Raw genomic sequence first — 16636 nt, 5'->3', positions numbered from 1 at the left:
GTCCGGCACATTGCGCGTGGTTGTCTGTGACGCGCATTTCGCGGTGTTCGGTTTGCATCGTTATAGCGCAACGCTGGCTGAAATTTATGTCGGAATATGTCCGCGTTCGCGCCACTGAAAAGATCGGGTTGTAAAAGAGGCTTGCGGAATAAACACCCCGCATGGGCTGTTTTGTTCGTGCCACTTAAATTCAAAATCACGACCAAATTCACGGTCTTCGACGTCATGTCTCCCTTTGCGAAATTGCTGCTCGTGTACGACGGCAGCGCCGAAGCCCAGGCCGCGCTCGAACGCTGCGCGCAACTCTCGCTCGCGTTATCGGCGCAGGTGGATGTCATTTTCGTCGTCGATGCCGAAAGCGCCAATGCGCATTGCGCTGGCCTGCTGAGCGACCTCGCGTTTCATCGTCTGGAGGAACTCGCGCGCAGCACGCTCGATCATGCGGTGCGCCAGTTGACCGGCGATGGCATTGTCGCGAGCGGCTATGTGAGCTTCGGTCGCTTGAACGATGTCGTCTTGCGCCATACGCAGGCGTTCAATCCCGATCTCGTCGTGGTTGGGCATCGTGCGCAGGCGCGCCGTTCGCGCTGGTGGGGGTCACGTAGCGCGCATCACGAACTCACCGAGCGTTTGGGCGGCACGACAATCGTGACCGTGACGCTGCCCGGCACCTGAAGCGCATCATGCGCATCACACGCGTGAATTGACCCGTCAAGGCGCGTTTAGCGGCAACGTCAGGCGCGCTTCCAGCCCGCCCGTGCAGCGATTCTCCAGATGTAGTTCGCCACGCATCGCGTGCGTCAGACGTCGCGCGATGGCGAGTCCCAATCCCGAACCCGGCGTCGCCGCCGCCGTGCCGGGCGCGCGATACCACGGCAGAAACACCGCTTCGAGTTGCGCGGGCACGATGCCCGGACCCGTATCGAGCACCGCAATCACGAGCCGCCGCGTTTCCACACGCACGCTCAGGCACACGTCGTCGCCATAACGCAGTGCATTGTCGATCAGGTTCACGAGCACGCGGCGCAACGCGTGAGGGCAGGTAACGAGAGGGCGGCCCACCCGACCGTCGAGCGTGACGATGCGGCCTGCGTCGCGATAGTCGGCGATCAGCAGGTCGAGCAGGCTATCCGCATCGACGGAACGCATCGGCTCATCGGCGCTGCACTGCATGCGCGCGCACGACAAACTGCCTTCAACCAGCTCCGCCATTTCGGCGAGATCGCGTTGCAGCGCGTCACGCGTCGCGTCGTCGTCGAGCAGTTCGCAACGCATGCCCATGCGCGTGAGCGGCGTGCGCAGATCGTGCGCGTAAGCGGCCAGCACATGCAGCAATTCAGCCTGGCGACCCGCGCGTTGACGCGCGCAACGATTGGCGGCACGCGCGAGCCGTGCCATCGGCGCGGGGCCGGATTCGGGTAAGGCGAGGCCCACGCCTTCGCCCGCTTCGGCTTCGGCTTCGAATGCCTGAGCATGGCGACGTAGTTGCGCGCGCAACGCGCCATACTGGAACGTGATGAAAGCGAGCGCCGCAAGCGCGGGCAGCACCAGCGGCGCGACGAAACGATAGGGCTCATGCGCGACGGACGACGGCGTGGCGTACATCGCAAAGGCGGCGTAACCGCACGCCGCCGCCAGTAGTGCCGCCAACAACGCCGAAAGCACGCGCGGCATCATTCCGGCGGATCCGGCGACCGGGCGACGCGGCGCAGACTCGCACGCACGCGCGGGCGTATCGCACGAAGCTGCCGGATACGCTCGCATAGTCGTTCTCCCGTCGTTGTTCTGAACCGTGCGCCGCAAAGGCACGCGGACGTTAACTAACGCGCGGGCAACGAGGCATTCGCGCGGCAGCGTCAGAATACGGGACGCCGTGCCGCGCCGCCATCATCTGATGGTATAGATATCGCGCAGCAGGCCTGCACGACCGTGTAGTCGCGCGAACTCAGGCACGCAGATGCGCAATGCCAAGGGCTTCCATCTTTCGCATCAACTCCGCCACGGAACGAGCGTTCATTTTTTTCATGGCCTGGCCGCGATGAATCTTCGCGGTGATTTCGGCAATGCCCATATTCGCGGCGATCTGCTTGTTCATGAGGCCGGCCGCAACATGCTGGAGCACTTCGCGCTCGCGCGGCGTGAGCGAGTCCCAGCCCGCGCGCAACGTGTGCAGCGCGCGATCGGCTGCGAGGCGGTTGGCGTCTTTCTCGAGCGCCGCGAGCACGGCGTCGATGATGTCCTGATCGCGAAACGGCTTCGCAAGAAAGTCCACCGCGCCCGCCTTCATCGCTTTCACCGACATGGCGATGTCGCCGTAGCCGGTCATGAAGATGATCGGCAGATGCGCGCGCCCGCCTTCGCTCAGCTCGGCCTGAAACGCGAGACCGCTGCGGCCTTGCAGACGCACGTCGAGCAGCAGGCACGACGGCGTGGCAGGTCGCGGCGCGGCGAGAAAGGCCTCGGTGGAATCGAACGCCCGCACCGCCAGCCCGGCGGAGCGCAACAGCCCGGTCAACGCGCGGCGAAACAACGCGTCGTCGTCGACGATATAGACGATAGTGCCGTCTGGGTCCGTCGAGAGCGGTGCGGGCGTGGAGTTGGACATCGTGGGCAAATGGGCCGCTGGCGAGAAAAGCGCATCGATTGTTATGAAGGGCGAATAACCGATGGTAACAAAAGCCCTCTCGCCGGTCCACGCAATCACCCGCCAATAACCGCCATTCGATGCCTATGGCAGCGATTGATTGCCACTCACCGGATCATTTGCTGCCTCCATTCCCGCGCCAATTCGGCGGCCATTCGCGATCATTAGGTACTTCATTCAACGACCGCATTGCCTTTTCTCTGCATTTTAGTCCAGCGATCACGCCAGCTTGCGCATGGGCCGAAAGCCGGCGCGCACTTCCTGTGCGAACAGCAGCGGCTCCTCCCACGCGGCGAAATGGCCGCCCTTCTCCACCGTGTTGAAGTAGACGAGGTTGTGATAGGCGCGCTCGGCCCAACTGCGCGGCGCCTGATAAATCTCGCCGGGGAATACCGTAATTGCCGTGGGCAAGCCGATATCGACCGCGTTGAAATTGTTGGAATGATCTTCCCAATAGATTTGCGCCGACGACGTCGCGCTATTGGTCAGCCAGTAGAGCGAGATATCGTCGAGTATTTCATCGCGCGTCAGCGAATGCTCGGGAATGCCGCCGCTATAGGTCCATTGCGAAATCTTGTCGTACATCCACGCCGCCTGTCCCACCGGCGAATCGGCGAGCGCATAGCCCACGGTTTGCGGACGTGTCACCATCATGGCGGAATAGCCGCAATTGTCGCGATAGAACACGCTCAGCTTCTCGTATGCGCGCTTTTCGTCCGCCGAAAGTCCGGCAGGCGCGGGATCGTCCAGCGCGAGATGCCGCGCGATATCGGGCGGCACTGTGGCCGGCATGTTCACGTGTATGCCGATCAAGCCCTTCACGTGCTGCATCGCCATGCGTTGCGAGATCACCGAGCCGCAGTCGCCGCCCTGCGAAACGAAGCGCTCGTAACCGAGCCGCGCCATCAACACGCCCCACGCGCGCGCGATATGGTCCGAGCCCCAGCCCGGCTGCGCAGGTTTGCCCGAAAAGCCAAAGCCTGGCAGCGAGGGCACTACGACGTGGAACGCGTCGTCGGCACTCGCGCCATAAGCGGTCGGATCGGTCAGCGGTCCAATTGCCTTGATCAATTCGAAAATCGAGCCGGGCCAGCCGTGCGTCATGATCAGCGGCAGCGCATTGGCATGGCGCGAGCGGACGTGAATGAACTGAATATCGAGCCCGTCGATTTCCGTGATGAACATCGGAAAAGCATTGAGCTTCGCTTCGCCTTTACGCCAGTCGTAACCCGTTCCCCAGTATTGAACCAGTTGCTGCATGCGCGCGAGTTTCACACCCTGCGATTCGTCGGCGACGGTTTCTTTTCCCGGCCAGCGGGTATTCGCCAGGCGGCGGCGCAGATCGTCGAGTGCGGAGTCGGGAATATTCGCCTTGAACGGACGGATATCGGGCGTGGCGGCACTGGCGTAAATCGCTTCAGGAAACAGCGAGAGCACACCGGCCGCCGCAGTGGCGGTCAGCAGACTGCGCCGCATCGGGGAAAATTCATTCGAAGGCATGCTGGATCGTCCTGTTCATGAGAGAAGAGTCGATTCGGAAACGCGACCGCGCGACTGCTTTGACGCGCGGTCGATTCCGAAACGCCGGCCCTCATTAAAGTCAGCGCATGTATCCCGATTATGTCCGGTGTGTAGTTTTTTTATTTCCCCTGCCGCCTTCAAATATCACGTCATCGAATTATCAATTGACTGAAAATGCGTCTGAGCGGGATTTGAATACTGCACCCCCCACCCTTATACGGACGTATAGGGTCCCCTATCCTTTTTCGTCTATAGACTCAATCCAGATCCGGATGGAATACACAGCGCGCAGCGGCTAATCTGTTTGAATCGGAGTCAGGCGGCTACGCGCACGAAAGCGCGGCCGGCGCTCCACGCAAACCGGACGCGGCGCACCGCGTCGCTTATGACCATCATGGACAAAATCGACCATGTGCTGATCGTCGACGACGACCGCGACCTGCGCGAACTGGTCGGCAACTATCTTGAGAAAAACGGCATGCGGACCACGCGAGCCGCCAACGGGCGCGAGATGCACGATGCGCTCGAACGCAGCCCGCCGGACCTGATCCTGCTCGACCTCATCCTGCCCGGCGAAGACGGACTCACGCTTTATCGCGCGCTGCGCGAGAGCCGCCATCGTCTCATGCCGGTGCTGATGGTCACCGCTCGCAACGATGTGATGGACCGCATCGTCGGCCTCGAAATGGGCGCCGACGACTATCTGACCAAGCCCTTCCCGCCGCGTGAACTGCTCGCGCGCATCCGCGCCGTGCTGCGGCGCACGCGGATGCTGCCGCCCGATCTGCATGCCGAAGAAGGCCCCGCTACACTCGGCTTCGGCAACTGGCGACTCGACACCACCGCGCGCCGTCTGCTCGATCCGCACGACACGCCGGTCGCGCTCAGCGGCGCAGAATATCGTCTGCTGCGCGTGTTTCTCGATCATCCGCAGCGCGTACTCACGCGCGACCAGTTGCTCAATCTCACGCAGCGGCGCAGCGCCGATCCGTTCGACCGCTCGATTGATCTGCTCGTGAGCCGATTGCGGCAGCGCCTCAACGACACGGCGCGCATGGCCCGCTACATCAAGACGCTGCGCAACGAAGGCTACGTGTTTTCGGCGGCCGTCACCACGCTCGACGAGCACCGCATCGCCGAACGCGACGACATGCGCCGCACGACCGCGCCACTCTCGCGTGCTCGTTGCCTGCAACCGAGCGCCGCGTGACGGCGTCGCGGGTTGGGATCGAGTGACGCGCATTTGTAGCCCACTGTATCGGCGGCCCGCTTCGCAACACGCGCTTACATTTCCACGCATCGGCGGAAACAACCGGGATACGTAGCGGCGTTCCAATAGCGTCACGCCCTCATTCAAGGAACGCACGATGACAACACCACGCAAACCACGCCATACAAGGAGCGCGCGAGCATGAAACAGATCGTCATGGAAGGCCCGGGCGGCATCGACAAGCTGCGCCTCGTCGATGCGAGCGAGCCCGTCGCGGGTCCGGGCGAAGCGCTCGTCGAAGTCGATGCTGCGGGCGTCAACTTCATGGATATCGGCGTGCGTCGCGGTGGTTTCTGGGAGTCGATGCCGGATCCGAAGCCGCTGGGCGTCGAAGGCGCGGGCCGCGTGCTCGCCGTGGGCGAAAACGTCACGGATGTGCGCCCCGGTCAGCGCGTCGCGTGGGTCTATGCGCCGGGCAGCTACGCGCAGCGCGTCGTCATTCCGTCCGCCGCGCTCGTGCCGGTGCCCGACGAAATCGACCATCGCACCGCCGCCGCACTGATGATGCAGGGCCTCACGGCCAGCCACTTCGCGACCGACTTTTATCCGGTGCAGCGCGGCGATATCGCGCTCGTGCATGCGGCCGCGGGCGGCCTGGGCCTGTTGCTCACGCAGATCATCAAGTTGCGCGGCGGCACGGTGATCGGCCGCGTGTCGAGCGCGGTGAAAGCGGAGATCGCACGCGAAGCGGGCGCGGACCACGTCATCGTCGACGCGGACGGCGCCTTCGCCGAAGAAACCGTGCGGCTCTCGGGCGGCGAAGGCGTACACGTGGTCTACGACGGCTCCGGTCCCACGACCTTTCACGCGTCGATGGCCTCGCTGCGCCGCAGCGGCACGTTCTGCTGGTACGGCCCGGTGCTCGGCGACGCGGGACCGCTGCACATCATGAGCCTGCCGCGCAGCATCAAGATCGGTTACGCGGTGTTTGCCGATCACATCGCCACGCCCGCCTTGTTGCGGGCGCGCGCGAAGCAGTTGTTCGACTGGATCGTCGCCGGGGCAATCGACGTGCGTATCGGCGGGGTGTATCCGCTCGAACAGGCGGCGCAGGCGCATGACGACATGGAAAGCCGTCGATCGACCGGCAAGCTGCTGCTGATTCCGTGATGCGCCCGATGTGGGATCTCAGGCCGCCGCGCAACACGCCGATGCGCACGGGCCGGTGGCTTCGACAACCGTCGCCGAGAACAGATAGCCCTCGTTGCGTATCGTCTTGATGTAGCGGCCTTGCCGCACGCCGTCGCGCAAGCGCTGACGCACGCGGCTCACGAGCAGGTCGATCGAACGGTCGAGCAGATCGGCTTCGCGGCCTTGTGTGAGGTCGAGAAGTTGATCGCGCGTGAGCACGCGATTCGGATAATCGAGCAGCACGCGCAGCAAACGATATTCAGCGCTGCTCAGCGCAACGGTTGCCCCGCTCTCGTCCACAAGATGACGCGCCAGCGTGTCGAGCCGCCATTCGCCAAAACGCAGCACGCTCGGCATGTGCGCGACGGCGAGTCCGGGCGGCGGCAGACGCGCGCGGCGCAGGATCGCACGAATGCGCATGAACAGTTCGCGAGTCGCAAGCGGCTTCGCGAGGTAATCGTCGGCGCCCATTTCAAGGCCGACAATGCGGTCCTCCACGCCGTGACGCGTGGATAGCAGCACGATCGGCAAAGCATGAAAGCGGCGGTTAGCACGCAATTCGCCGCACAGCGCGAGGCCATCCGCGTCGGGAAGACGGGTGTCCAGCACGACGAGATCGGGCTCGGACTGGCTTAACCGTGCTCGTAGATCACGCGCTCGCGAAAGCTGCGAGACGCGCATGCCGCGGGCCTGCAAATACGTCGCGATACGCTCGCGTAGCGCCCCATCGTCGTCGACGATCAGGATGTGGCCTGGCGTTTGATGAGTATCTGAAAACATGACTTAGCGCTTCTTCGTTCCAACTCTTCAATTAGTTCGGATCGCTGATTAACTTCGTGGCGCATCCGGTTTAGCGATGGTGTCAGGAAGGCGCGATCTGGACAACAGCAATCGCGCCCCACCCCTGTTGCCTCACAAGCAACGCACGACATTCGATCCGGTGATCACCATGCGTCAACTCAATCATCAACGCCTGCGCTACTTTCACGCGGTCCTCGACCACGGCTCGATTCGCGGCGCCGCCGACAACCTCAATACGTCGCCCTCCGTCATCACGCGGCAAATCCGCATTCTGGAAGACGAACTGGGCGCGACGCTGTTCGACCGCTCCGCGAAAGGCGTGCGCCCAACCGACGCCGCGGCGCATCTGCTCGATTTTGTGGAAAGCTGCCGCTCGCAGCAGGAAAAACTCGAAGCACAACTCAGCGCGCTGCGCGGTTTGCAACAGGGGCGTATCCGGCTTGCCGTGAGCGAAGGTTTCGTCGATACGCTCACCGATGCCGTGCTCCGGCCGTTCTGCGCTCGCTATCCGTCGCTGACGATCGAGCTGAGCGTGCTGGGCCGCGACGGCGTGATCGAGGAGGTGGCGTCGAGCCGCGCTCATATCGGCCTCGCCTACAATCCGCCACCGCATCCGCTGATTCACAGCCTCGCGAGTTCGAATCAGCCAGTCGTGCTGTTATTGCGCAACGAACACCCGTTGGCGAAGGCGCACACGGTCGCGCATGTTCACGACCTGCGTGCGTATCCGCTCGCGCTGATGCCCGAATCGTTCGGTATCGGCCATGCGGTGAGAATGGTCGAGCTCGCGGAAGGCATCGAAATTCCCGCCGCGATAACGAGCAATTCCGTGGCGGCGCTCAAGCGTATGGTGACTGTCGAGAACTTCGTCACGCTGATTGGTGAATTCGCCGCGCAAGCCGAAGTCGCACGCGGCGAGATGACAACCGTGCCAATCGAGCACAGCATTTTTCAAAGTACGCGCGCGCGCTTGCTCGTGAAGTCGAGTCGCGCACTCGCGCCCGGACCGGCGGCGCTGCTCGACTGGATTCGCGAGCGTTTACCGGTATTTGCACCCGTGCATTGACGATGGCGGGAATAAAGCTGACGCGCCAGGTGTTATCGATGTCCAACGGGCCAGTGCATACGGCCAGCTTCGCTTCACGGAGGATAGTATGCGGTTTGCGGTTCTGGGCGCCGGCGCGGTCGGCTGCTATTTTGGCGGCATGCTCGCGCGGCACGGTCATGAGGTGATGTTGATCGGCCGATCGACGCATGTGGATGCGATTCGCGCGCGGGGATTACGCTTTCAGTCGCGAACGGTCGACCTGCGCCTGCCCGTGCAAGCCTCGACCGCCATCGAGGCGGCAGCGTCTGCCGACGCCGTGTTTGTCTGCGTGAAATCGCCAGATACGCAGGGCGCAGCACGCGCGCTGCGACATTCACTGGCATCGCATGCCATGGTCGTGAGTCTGCAAAATGGCGTGGACAATGCCGCGATGCTGCGCGCCGAACTGACACAACCCGTGATCAGCGCCGCCGTGTACGTGGCAAGCGAAATGGCGGGGCCAGGCCATTTGCTGCATCACGGACGCGGCGACCTGGAGATCGAAGACACGCCTTCGAGCGAAGCGCTCGCGCGCACGCTGCTCGACGCCGACATTCCCACGCGCATCGCCCGCGACGTGCGCGCCACGCTCTGGCAAAAACTCGTGCTCAATTGCGCATACAACGCGGTGTCGGCCATCGTTCAATTGCCGCTCGACGCCATGCCGCAACGCGACGCCTTGCGCGAGACCATGCGCGACGTGGTGACCGAATGCCTCGCCGTTGCAGCCGCGGAAGGCGTCCACTTCGACGACACACCCGCGCAAATTGTCGAACGCATTGAAGCCGCCATTCCCGGCGGTCAATATTCGTCGACCGCACAAGACCTTGCACGCCGCAAGCCCAGCGAAATCGATTATCTCAACGGCGCGATCGTGCGCCGCGGATTGAATTCAGGTATCGCCACGCCTGCGAATCGCACGCTGCTTACGCTCGTCAAGATGCTCGAAGCGCGCGCGTGAACGTTCGCTTCACAACGCGCCCTTCGCTACACTACGATCCGCCCACATTCATCGCCCAAACTCATGCAATTCTCCGACTTCACCTCACCCGCGTTCTTCGCGAATCCGTATCCCGCGTATGAAAAGATTCGCGCAGCGGGTGCGCTGCTGCCCATCGCGCCGCAAGTTTTCGTCACGGGCCGCTTCGATGTGATCGACGCGCTGCTGCGCGATCCGCGTATGGGCAAAACATATCTGCAAAGCGTGGCCGCGCGCTACGGCGAAGCGGCAACGGCGCGGCCGGTGTTTCAGTCGCTGAACCGTACCTTGCTGATGATGAATCCCCCCACGCACACGCGATTGCGCGCGCTGCTGATGAAGACCTTCAACGCGCGGCAAATGGAGAAACTGCGTGACACGGTCGAAGCCACTACGCGCGCGCTGCTCGATGCAATCGGCACGAATGCCGGCTTCGATTTGATGAGCGACTTCGCACTGCCGTTGCCGGTTCGCATCATCTGCCAGTTGCTCGATGTGCCGCTCGAAGACGCCCACGCGCTCGCAGGCGCCGCCGGTCGACTAGTCGCCGCGTTCGACCTTGCGCCGCTCGACGCGCAAGCGCTGAGCGCCGCTGACGAAGCGGCGCTCACGCTCGAACGCTATTTCCAGAACGTAATCGAGCAACGGCGCTCACAGCATGCCGACGATCTGATCAGCGCGCTGCTGCACGTGGAGGTGGATGGCGCGAAGCTCACCGACGAAGAAGTGGTGTCGAACGCGGTCCTGCTATTCATCGCCGGACACGAAACGACGTCGAATATGATCGGCAATACGATGCTCGCGCTGTTTCGGCATCGCGATCGGTATCAGGCGCTACAAGACGACCGCACGCTGTTGCCGCGCGCGATTGCGGAATGCCTGCGTTACGACGGCGCCGTGCAAATGGTCGTGCGCACGGCATTCGACGATATCGACGTGGGCGATTCGAAGCTCGCGCGCGGGTCCGTCGTTTTCATGCTGATTGGCGCGGCAAATCGCGACCCGCAGGCGTTCACGCACCCCGACCAACTCGACTTCGCGCGCGACGATACGGCTAAATCGCTGTCCTTCGGCGCGGGCATTCATTATTGTCTTGGCGCGCGGCTCGCCATGCTCGAAATGGAAGTCGCGATCGGACATTTACTCGATCGCTTTCCCGCGCTGCAGGCCGAGAATCTCGATGCACTGGTCTGGCAGCACCGCAATAATCTGCGCGGGGTGACGGCATTGCCCGTGCGAACGGGGATTTGATTGGTTGTTGCTTCGGTGCGCGCCGCTCGTTGCAGCGGCGCGCTTTGCTTTGAGCGGCGAATTTTTTTCTCAAGGCGCGAAACGCGTGAAGACATAGTCGCGGTCTTTCACGCGTTCGGCGTGACACGCGAAGCAGGTTTGGTGCTGTTTCAGATCGGCCGGCTTGCCGTCGATGAAGCGACCGAAACCCCAACCGCCCGTCGACGCATAGCGCTTCGAATCCTTCACCATGACCTGCACCGTGGTGGGTTGGCCCGGCACCGTGGCGGGCGCGAAATCATCGGATTGCTTTTTCTTGTAGGCCAGCTTGACGAGCACCGCGCCGTCCGGGAACGGCAGCGTGGCGTTCTTGATCGCCTTGATCGCAGCGGGATTGCCGAGCACGACGCGCAATTCGTCGAGCGGCGCGGCTTCGGCTGCGGGCGCGATCATCTGCCACTCGCGATAGCCTGGCGGAATCGTCACGCCATAAATGGGCGATGCGTCGGGCGACGTCTGCTCCGCCATGACAGGCTGGTTCCCCGATATGGCAAGCGCCAGCGTCGCGCCACTCAGCAAGGCCTTGATGCGAGGGATTTTCATTCGGTACGCTCCGATAAATCGATTGCTTGATGTTGCGCCGCGCAGAAAGAGCGGCCTATATTGCTCCGTAGCCTAGCATCGGCGCTTCGCGCAGACGATACGGCAATCGGTTTATTAGAGTTATACCGACGTATATAGGCTACGCGTTATCATCCATAAATTTCGTTCGCTATCCGAAATAATAGCTTGATCTCGGTGGACGTTTAGTCAGTCCGGACGCTGCGGCTTGCCGATATATACTGCAACCGCCTTATGTCGATACCGACACCCAGTTTCTCAACCCCGGCCAGCTAGCGTCAAAGAAAGGACCATCCGAAATGAACAAGCGGCAATTCTTGAGCGGCGCAGCCGCGTTCAGCGTCGCACCCGCGGCCTTCGCCGCAAAGCACGAAACGAGTGGCGCCGCGCATGCGACCTCACCCGCCGTGCTGACGATCTCCGGCGATATCGGTCGGCATAATCGCGGTGGCGTGGATGTATTCGATCGTTTGTTCGAGAAACAGCTCGTGAAGTTCGATAAAGCCTATGCTTTCGACTTTCCCGCGCTGATGCGCTTGCCCGCAGTCACGATCCGCCCTACGCTCGAATACGATCAGCAGCCGCATACCCTCTCCGGTCCGCTGCTCGCCGACGTGCTGCAAGTTGCGGGCGTAACCGGCGCGGGGACGGCGCAGGTCATGCTGCGTGCGATCGATGGTTATGCGGTGATGGTGTCGCTGGAGAATCTGCGCGCGTGGCGTTATATCGTCGCCACGCATCTGGATGGCAAGCCCATGCCGCTGGGTGGGCTGGGGCCGCTATGGGCCGTGTACGACGCCGACCGCGTTCCGGAGCAGGCCAGCAAGCCGCTGAAGGAGCGGTTTGTGACCTGCCCATGGGCGGTTTATCACGTGCAGGTGAATGCGGGTTAGTCGGGCGCGGCGGCGGCTAAGTTGTTAGCGGATCGCGTTAGCGACGCTTGATCGATGCGGCGACTTCTTCGCCAATTTTTTCGAGTTCGTCGGCGGTGACGGGGGTTTTGCCTTGGGATGCGGCGGCGTTGCGTTCGACATACAAGAGCAAATCGGGTGTGTCGGTTGAGGCGTTAAGGTCGCCCTGCACGGTCACGAGATAGCCGTAATCCGTCGAATCGTCATTGCGTGTGATCGTGCCAAATGATCCCACCCCTTCGCGGCCGTCGAGCTTGACGGTTTGCCACGGGAACACGCCGTGCAATTTGACGGCCTTACCCACGCCGAACTCGCTGGTCCAGACAAACTCGTTCTTCTGGCGTGAGGTCAGCGTGGGTTGATCTTTCAGCACTTTCAAGTCGTGGAAGAAAATCAGCACATCAGGATGTTCCTTGAGCCGAAATGTCACGCCGATGTTGCGTACATCGTCAGGTTGGTCACTGAAAATGAAGAGTCCCGGCAAACAGACGCCGGGCTTCGCAGGCACCTCGCCCTCGGCTCGCGTGTTGACGTGCGCTAAAACTTCAAGTGCGCGTTGTTCGGAGACGGACCTCGTGAGAAATGAGACTGCAGTCCCATCCTTATAGGTATAGAAACCCACCGCCTTTGTGCTTCGCCACGCAAAGCTCCTGGCGTCATTTACCGGAAGCGCGGCAAACCGCTGATCTGCGTAAGGCTCCTTTGCGCTCGCTGCGACCTGATCTTTGGCCCGTTTCACTCGCGCGTCAAAGTCGCTCGGTGGAAGGCCTGTGGTGATTTTAAATGTGCCGTCGTAGGCGAACGAAGAAAGAGGTGCACCCATTCCGTCGGCGAATCTGATAGGTGCCACCTGACCATCGGTAAACGCCTTCGCCGTGGTCATGGCGACTTCGGCCCGCGAAGGCAAAGTCAAACGATATCGCCCTACACACTCCTCTTGCGGTGCAGCCAGCGCGTGCATTGTCTTCAGCATGAAGATCAACAACAACACTGATCGAAGCGGCACCACCGGCTTTGATGTTGTCTTGCTTGCCGCGCTCGCAAGTGACGAGAAAGGGTTCGGCACGCTCATCGACGCCTTATCGAAGCCGCCACTTCTTCACCGATTTTCTCTAACTCGTCGGCGGTGACGGGGGTTTTGCCTTGGGAGGCGGCGTCGTTACGCTCGACATAGAGCAGCAGGTCGGGCGTATCGGTCGCAGCATCGGGATCGCCTTGCACGGTCACGAGATAACCGTAGTCTGTCGAGTCGTCTCTACGCGTGATGGTGGCGAACGAGCCCACGCCTTCGCGACCATCGAGCTTGACAGTGCGCCACGGAAACGCGCCGTGTAGTTTGACCGCCTTGCCCACGCCAAACTCGCTGGTCCAGACAAACTCGTTCTTCTGGCGTGAGGTAAAATTCGGCTGCCCCGTCAAAGCTATTGCGTCACGAAAGTAGATCAACACGTCTGGATGCTCTTTCAGTCTAAATGTCACCCCAACTTCACGTGAATAGTCAGGCTGGCTGCTCGATATGAACACACCAGGCAAACACACTCCAGGCGTCGTAGGCACCTCACCGTCAGCCCTCACCTTGATATGATCGAGTGCGTCGACGGCGCGCTGCTCCGCACCAGATCTTGCCAAAAACGAAATGGCCGTTCCGTCGATATAGGTGAAGAAACCAGACGTCGTGGCCGCTTTCCAAACCCAACTCTGTTTACCGCTTACCTTCACAACGCTAAACCGCTGGTCTGCGTATGGGCTCTGGGCGCTCGCGGCAGAATTGCTTCTGGCTTGCGCGACAACGACATCGAACTCGTCCTGAGAAACGTTTCTGCTGATTAAAAACGTGCCGTTGTATAAAAACGAAGAAAGTGGCGCAATCGCATCGTCCGAAAAGCGAATCGGCGAGCTTTGTCGACCTGTGAAGGCCTTTTCGGTGGTCATTGCGGCTTCGGCTTCGGAAGGCAAGGTCAACCGATACCGGCCGACGCATTCCTCCTGTGGTGCCGCCAGCGCTTGCGCTACCCACAGCATGAAGAGAAGCAACGCTGCTGATCGACGCATCTTTGGCGGCATAACGGTCTTCCCGTATCTCGCACCGCTGCCTGGGGAAAGGACATTCAACGTGGTCATCGGCGTCTGATTAAGGCGGCTATCTCTTCGCCGATTTTCTCTAGCTCGTCGGCGGTGACGGGCGTTTTATCCTGCGCTGCGGATGCGTTCCGTTCGACGTACAAGAGCAAGTCGGGTGTGTCGGTTGAGGCGTTAAAGTCGCCCTGCACTGTCACGAGATAGCCATAATCCGTCGAATCGTCATTGCGTGTGATCGTGGCGAATGACCCCACACCCTCGCGGCCATCGAGCTTGACGGTGCGCCACGGGAACACGCCGTGCAATTTGACGGCCTTACCCACACCGAACTCGCTGGTCCAGACGAATTCGTTCTTCTGGCGTGAGGTCAACTTGGGTTGATCTTTCAGCACTTTCAAGTCGTGGAAGAAAATCAGCACATCCGGATGTGCCTTCAATCTGAAGGTGACGCCTATGTTGCGCACGTCGTCAGGTTGACTGCTAGCGACAAATAAGCCCGGCATGCATACACCGGGTGAAGCAGGTATTTGTCCATCTTTACGCGTGCTGACATTTGCCAGAATATCGAGCGCTCGCTGTGGCGACATCGAATCGATCGTGAATGAAACTGCGGTTCCAATCTTGTAGGTGTAAAAACCTGCGCCCTTTTCGCTACTCCATGCGACGCTTCGCTCATCACTCACGGGCAATAGGGTGAAATGCTGAGCCGCAGCAGGATCCTTTTCACTCGCCAACACCTTCTCTTTGGCGCGCTTTAGCTTCGCGTCAAAATCACTCTGCGAAACGTCTTTACTGATCTTGAACGCTCCGTCATACGCAAACGAGGACAGTGGTGCGACCAATTTGTCCGAGAACCGAATCGGCACGTCCTGCCCGCTGATGAATGCTTTTTCCGTGGTCATCGCGGCCTCGGCCTCAGAAGGCAACTCCAAACGATACCGGCCTACGCATTCTTCTTGCGGCACGGCTAGCGCGTGCGTTGTCTTCAGCATGAAGAGAAGCAAGATTGATAATCCTCGCATCGCGCCGAACTTTGCTGTCTTGGTGCTTGCCGCGCTCGCAAGTGAGAATGGGGCCGGCATGCTCATCGACGCCTGATCGAAGCGGCTACTTCTTCGCCAATCTTTTCGAGCTCATCGGCGCTGACAGGCGGTTTTCCCTGAGATGCGGAGGGGTTGCGCTCGACGTACTGCACCAGGTCGGGGGTGTCGGTAATTGCATCGGAATCGCCCTGTACAGCAACGAGATAGCCGTAGTCCATCGAATCGTCACTTCTCGTTATCGTGCCAAACGAGCCCACGCCTTCTCGTCCATCGAGCTTGACGCCACTCCACGGCAATACGCCATGTAGTTTCACTTTTTTGCCAACGCCCAAGCCGCCCGTCCAAAGCAACTCACGCTGTTGACGCGATGTGAGCCTAGGTTGATTCGGGAAGGCTTTCGAGTCTCGAACGAAGATCAACACATCAGGATGCGACTTCAGGCGAAATGTCACGCCAACGTCGCGCACATAATCGGGTTGATCGCTCATCACAAATATACCAGGCAAACATACTCCCGGAACGTGAGGCGCTTCGCCATCGCCGCGCGCCTTGCTGTGCTCAAGTGTTTCGACAGCGCTTTGCCCGGAAGACGATATTCCTACAAATTCGATTGCCGTTCCGTCAATATACGTATAGAAACCAGACGTCTTTGGCCCCTTCCACACCAGACTATTTGGGTCGCTTCTAACGACGATACTAAACCTCTGACTGGCGTAAGGCTTGGTGGCGCTTGCCGCCGCGTTTGCTTTCGCCTCCTTGATAAATTGGTCGAATTCGCTTCGAGACACGCTCCTACTGATCGAAAAGGTGCCGTTGTATATAAAGGACGACAATCGCGCAGTCTTGTCATCCCCGAACCGTATAGGCGAAATCTGTTGGCCGATGAATGCTGTCCTGGTGGTCATGGCAACGTCGGTTTCTGAGGGCAAAGTCAAACTATAACGCCCTACACATTCTTGCTGCTGTGCGCCCTGTGCTTGCGAAAATTGCATGGCGACCATAAGCAAAACAGCACTTCGACACATCATCCTGAAGTTCTCCACCATAATATTCTTCACCCGATCGACCCACTTCGCGAACTTGTCGTCTGCATCAGAATAGATTGGCGATGACACAGTAAATCCAGTCAGATTTTTGAGTTTGTCGGCGTCTTCGCATTGACGGGGTTTAGACCAAAACTCGTCATCGAATGGCATTGCGCCATTCGATGACTTTGTTCGCGAGCAGGCCAGCAAACCACTGAAGGAGCGGTTTGTGATCTGCCGTGGGCGGTTTATCACGTGCAGGCGAATGACGGGTAGTCGTGTGTCGTGGCCGCA

At 60.6% G+C, this 16636-nt stretch carries 16 protein-coding genes; 7 read left to right on the top strand and 9 right to left on the bottom strand.

Annotation, left to right across the window (positions count from 1 at the left end; genetic code table 11):
• The first annotated feature begins 225 nt into the window (after positions 1-225).
• Complete coding sequence (locus tag G5S35_RS27685) at positions 226-675, top strand: universal stress protein (RefSeq protein WP_237181500.1); 450 nt, start codon at positions 226-228, stop codon at positions 673-675.
• Positions 676-711: 36 nt separating this feature from the next.
• Here the strand turns inward: G5S35_RS27685 and G5S35_RS27680 are convergent, their stop codons facing one another.
• The 3 genes from G5S35_RS27680 to G5S35_RS27670 all read right to left on the bottom strand — a co-directional run bounded on the left by G5S35_RS27680 (position 712) and on the right by G5S35_RS27670 (position 4144).
• The gene (locus tag G5S35_RS27680) at positions 712-1677 is read right to left on the bottom strand and encodes a sensor histidine kinase (RefSeq protein WP_110328785.1); all 966 of its coding nucleotides are present in this window, start codon (positions 1675-1677) and stop codon (positions 712-714) included.
• A 268-nt stretch (positions 1678-1945) separates the two neighbouring features.
• On the bottom strand, positions 1946-2605 hold the full coding sequence (locus G5S35_RS27675; protein ID WP_065058664.1) for a response regulator transcription factor: 660 nt from the start codon (positions 2603-2605) through the stop codon (positions 1946-1948).
• A gap of 258 nt (positions 2606-2863) precedes the next feature.
• Positions 2864-4144 carry an epoxide hydrolase family protein gene (locus tag G5S35_RS27670; protein WP_074986942.1) on the bottom strand — a complete coding sequence of 427 codons (1281 nt, stop codon included), beginning with the start codon at positions 4142-4144 and terminating at the stop codon, positions 2864-2866.
• 415 nt (positions 4145-4559) lie between these two features.
• On the opposite strand from G5S35_RS27670, the gene G5S35_RS27665 reads away from it, so the two are divergent.
• Together G5S35_RS27665 and G5S35_RS27660 are read left to right on the top strand one after the other, a co-directional pair.
• Positions 4560-5375, top strand: coding sequence for a response regulator (locus G5S35_RS27665; protein WP_080180902.1), 816 nt, complete (start codon positions 4560-4562; stop codon positions 5373-5375).
• A 201-nt stretch (positions 5376-5576) separates the two neighbouring features.
• Positions 5577-6545, top strand: coding sequence for a quinone oxidoreductase family protein (locus G5S35_RS27660; protein WP_074986943.1), 969 nt, complete (start codon positions 5577-5579; stop codon positions 6543-6545).
• 18 nt (positions 6546-6563) lie between these two features.
• Here the strand turns inward: G5S35_RS27660 and G5S35_RS27655 are convergent, their stop codons facing one another.
• Complete coding sequence (locus G5S35_RS27655; protein ID WP_074986944.1) at positions 6564-7346, bottom strand: response regulator; 783 nt, start codon at positions 7344-7346, stop codon at positions 6564-6566.
• 169 nt (positions 7347-7515) lie between these two features.
• Between G5S35_RS27655 and G5S35_RS27650 the strand changes: the two genes are divergently transcribed.
• The 3 genes from G5S35_RS27650 (at position 7516) to G5S35_RS27640 (ending at position 10684) form a co-directional block, all read left to right on the top strand.
• Complete coding sequence (locus G5S35_RS27650; RefSeq protein WP_183039522.1) at positions 7516-8433, top strand: LysR family transcriptional regulator; 918 nt, start codon at positions 7516-7518, stop codon at positions 8431-8433.
• Between the two features lie 88 nt (positions 8434-8521).
• Positions 8522-9415 carry a ketopantoate reductase family protein gene (locus tag G5S35_RS27645; RefSeq protein ID WP_074986945.1) on the top strand — a complete coding sequence of 298 codons (894 nt, stop codon included), beginning with the start codon at positions 8522-8524 and terminating at the stop codon, positions 9413-9415.
• A gap of 63 nt (positions 9416-9478) precedes the next feature.
• A complete protein-coding gene (locus tag G5S35_RS27640) occupies positions 9479-10684 on the top strand; it encodes a cytochrome P450 (protein WP_065058658.1) in 1206 nt (401 codons plus the stop codon).
• A gap of 69 nt (positions 10685-10753) precedes the next feature.
• On the opposite strand, the gene G5S35_RS27635 is transcribed toward G5S35_RS27640, so the two are convergent.
• Positions 10754-11266: a cytochrome P460 family protein gene (locus G5S35_RS27635; RefSeq protein ID WP_065058656.1), complete on the bottom strand. Its 513-nt coding sequence runs from the start codon at positions 11264-11266 to the stop codon at positions 10754-10756.
• A gap of 317 nt (positions 11267-11583) precedes the next feature.
• Between G5S35_RS27635 and G5S35_RS27630 the strand changes: the two genes are divergently transcribed.
• The gene (locus tag G5S35_RS27630; RefSeq protein ID WP_074986947.1) at positions 11584-12177 is read left to right on the top strand and encodes a putative pterin-binding protein; all 594 of its coding nucleotides are present in this window, start codon (positions 11584-11586) and stop codon (positions 12175-12177) included.
• 37 nt (positions 12178-12214) lie between these two features.
• Here G5S35_RS27630 and G5S35_RS27625 read toward each other — a convergent pair whose 3' ends face one another.
• From G5S35_RS27625 to G5S35_RS27610, 4 genes are read right to left on the bottom strand one after another with little or no spacing between them, the layout of a single operon-like run.
• Positions 12215-13267 (bottom strand): T6SS immunity protein Tli4 family protein, encoded by a 1053-nt coding sequence (locus tag G5S35_RS27625; protein WP_124263268.1) that lies wholly within the window; start codon positions 13265-13267, stop codon positions 12215-12217.
• Positions 13264-14316, bottom strand: a complete 1053-nt coding sequence (locus G5S35_RS27620) for a T6SS immunity protein Tli4 family protein (RefSeq protein WP_124263267.1) — start codon at positions 14314-14316, stop codon at positions 13264-13266. The genes G5S35_RS27625 and G5S35_RS27620 overlap by 4 nt, the downstream gene beginning before the upstream one ends.
• Positions 14313-15362, bottom strand: a complete 1050-nt coding sequence (locus tag G5S35_RS27615) for a T6SS immunity protein Tli4 family protein (RefSeq protein WP_237181492.1) — start codon at positions 15360-15362, stop codon at positions 14313-14315. Before G5S35_RS27615 ends, G5S35_RS27620 begins: the two co-directional genes overlap by 4 nt.
• A complete protein-coding gene (locus G5S35_RS27610; RefSeq protein ID WP_074986951.1) occupies positions 15359-16513 on the bottom strand; it encodes a T6SS immunity protein Tli4 family protein in 1155 nt (384 codons plus the stop codon). The genes G5S35_RS27615 and G5S35_RS27610 overlap by 4 nt, the downstream gene beginning before the upstream one ends.
• Positions 16514-16636 lie beyond the last annotated feature (123 nt).

This window comes from Paraburkholderia tropica (genome assembly GCF_014171495.1).
In the GTDB taxonomy this organism is placed as follows: Bacteria; Pseudomonadota; Gammaproteobacteria; order Burkholderiales; family Burkholderiaceae; genus Paraburkholderia; species Paraburkholderia tropica.
This window is presented reverse-complemented; position numbering and strand designations above follow the sequence as displayed.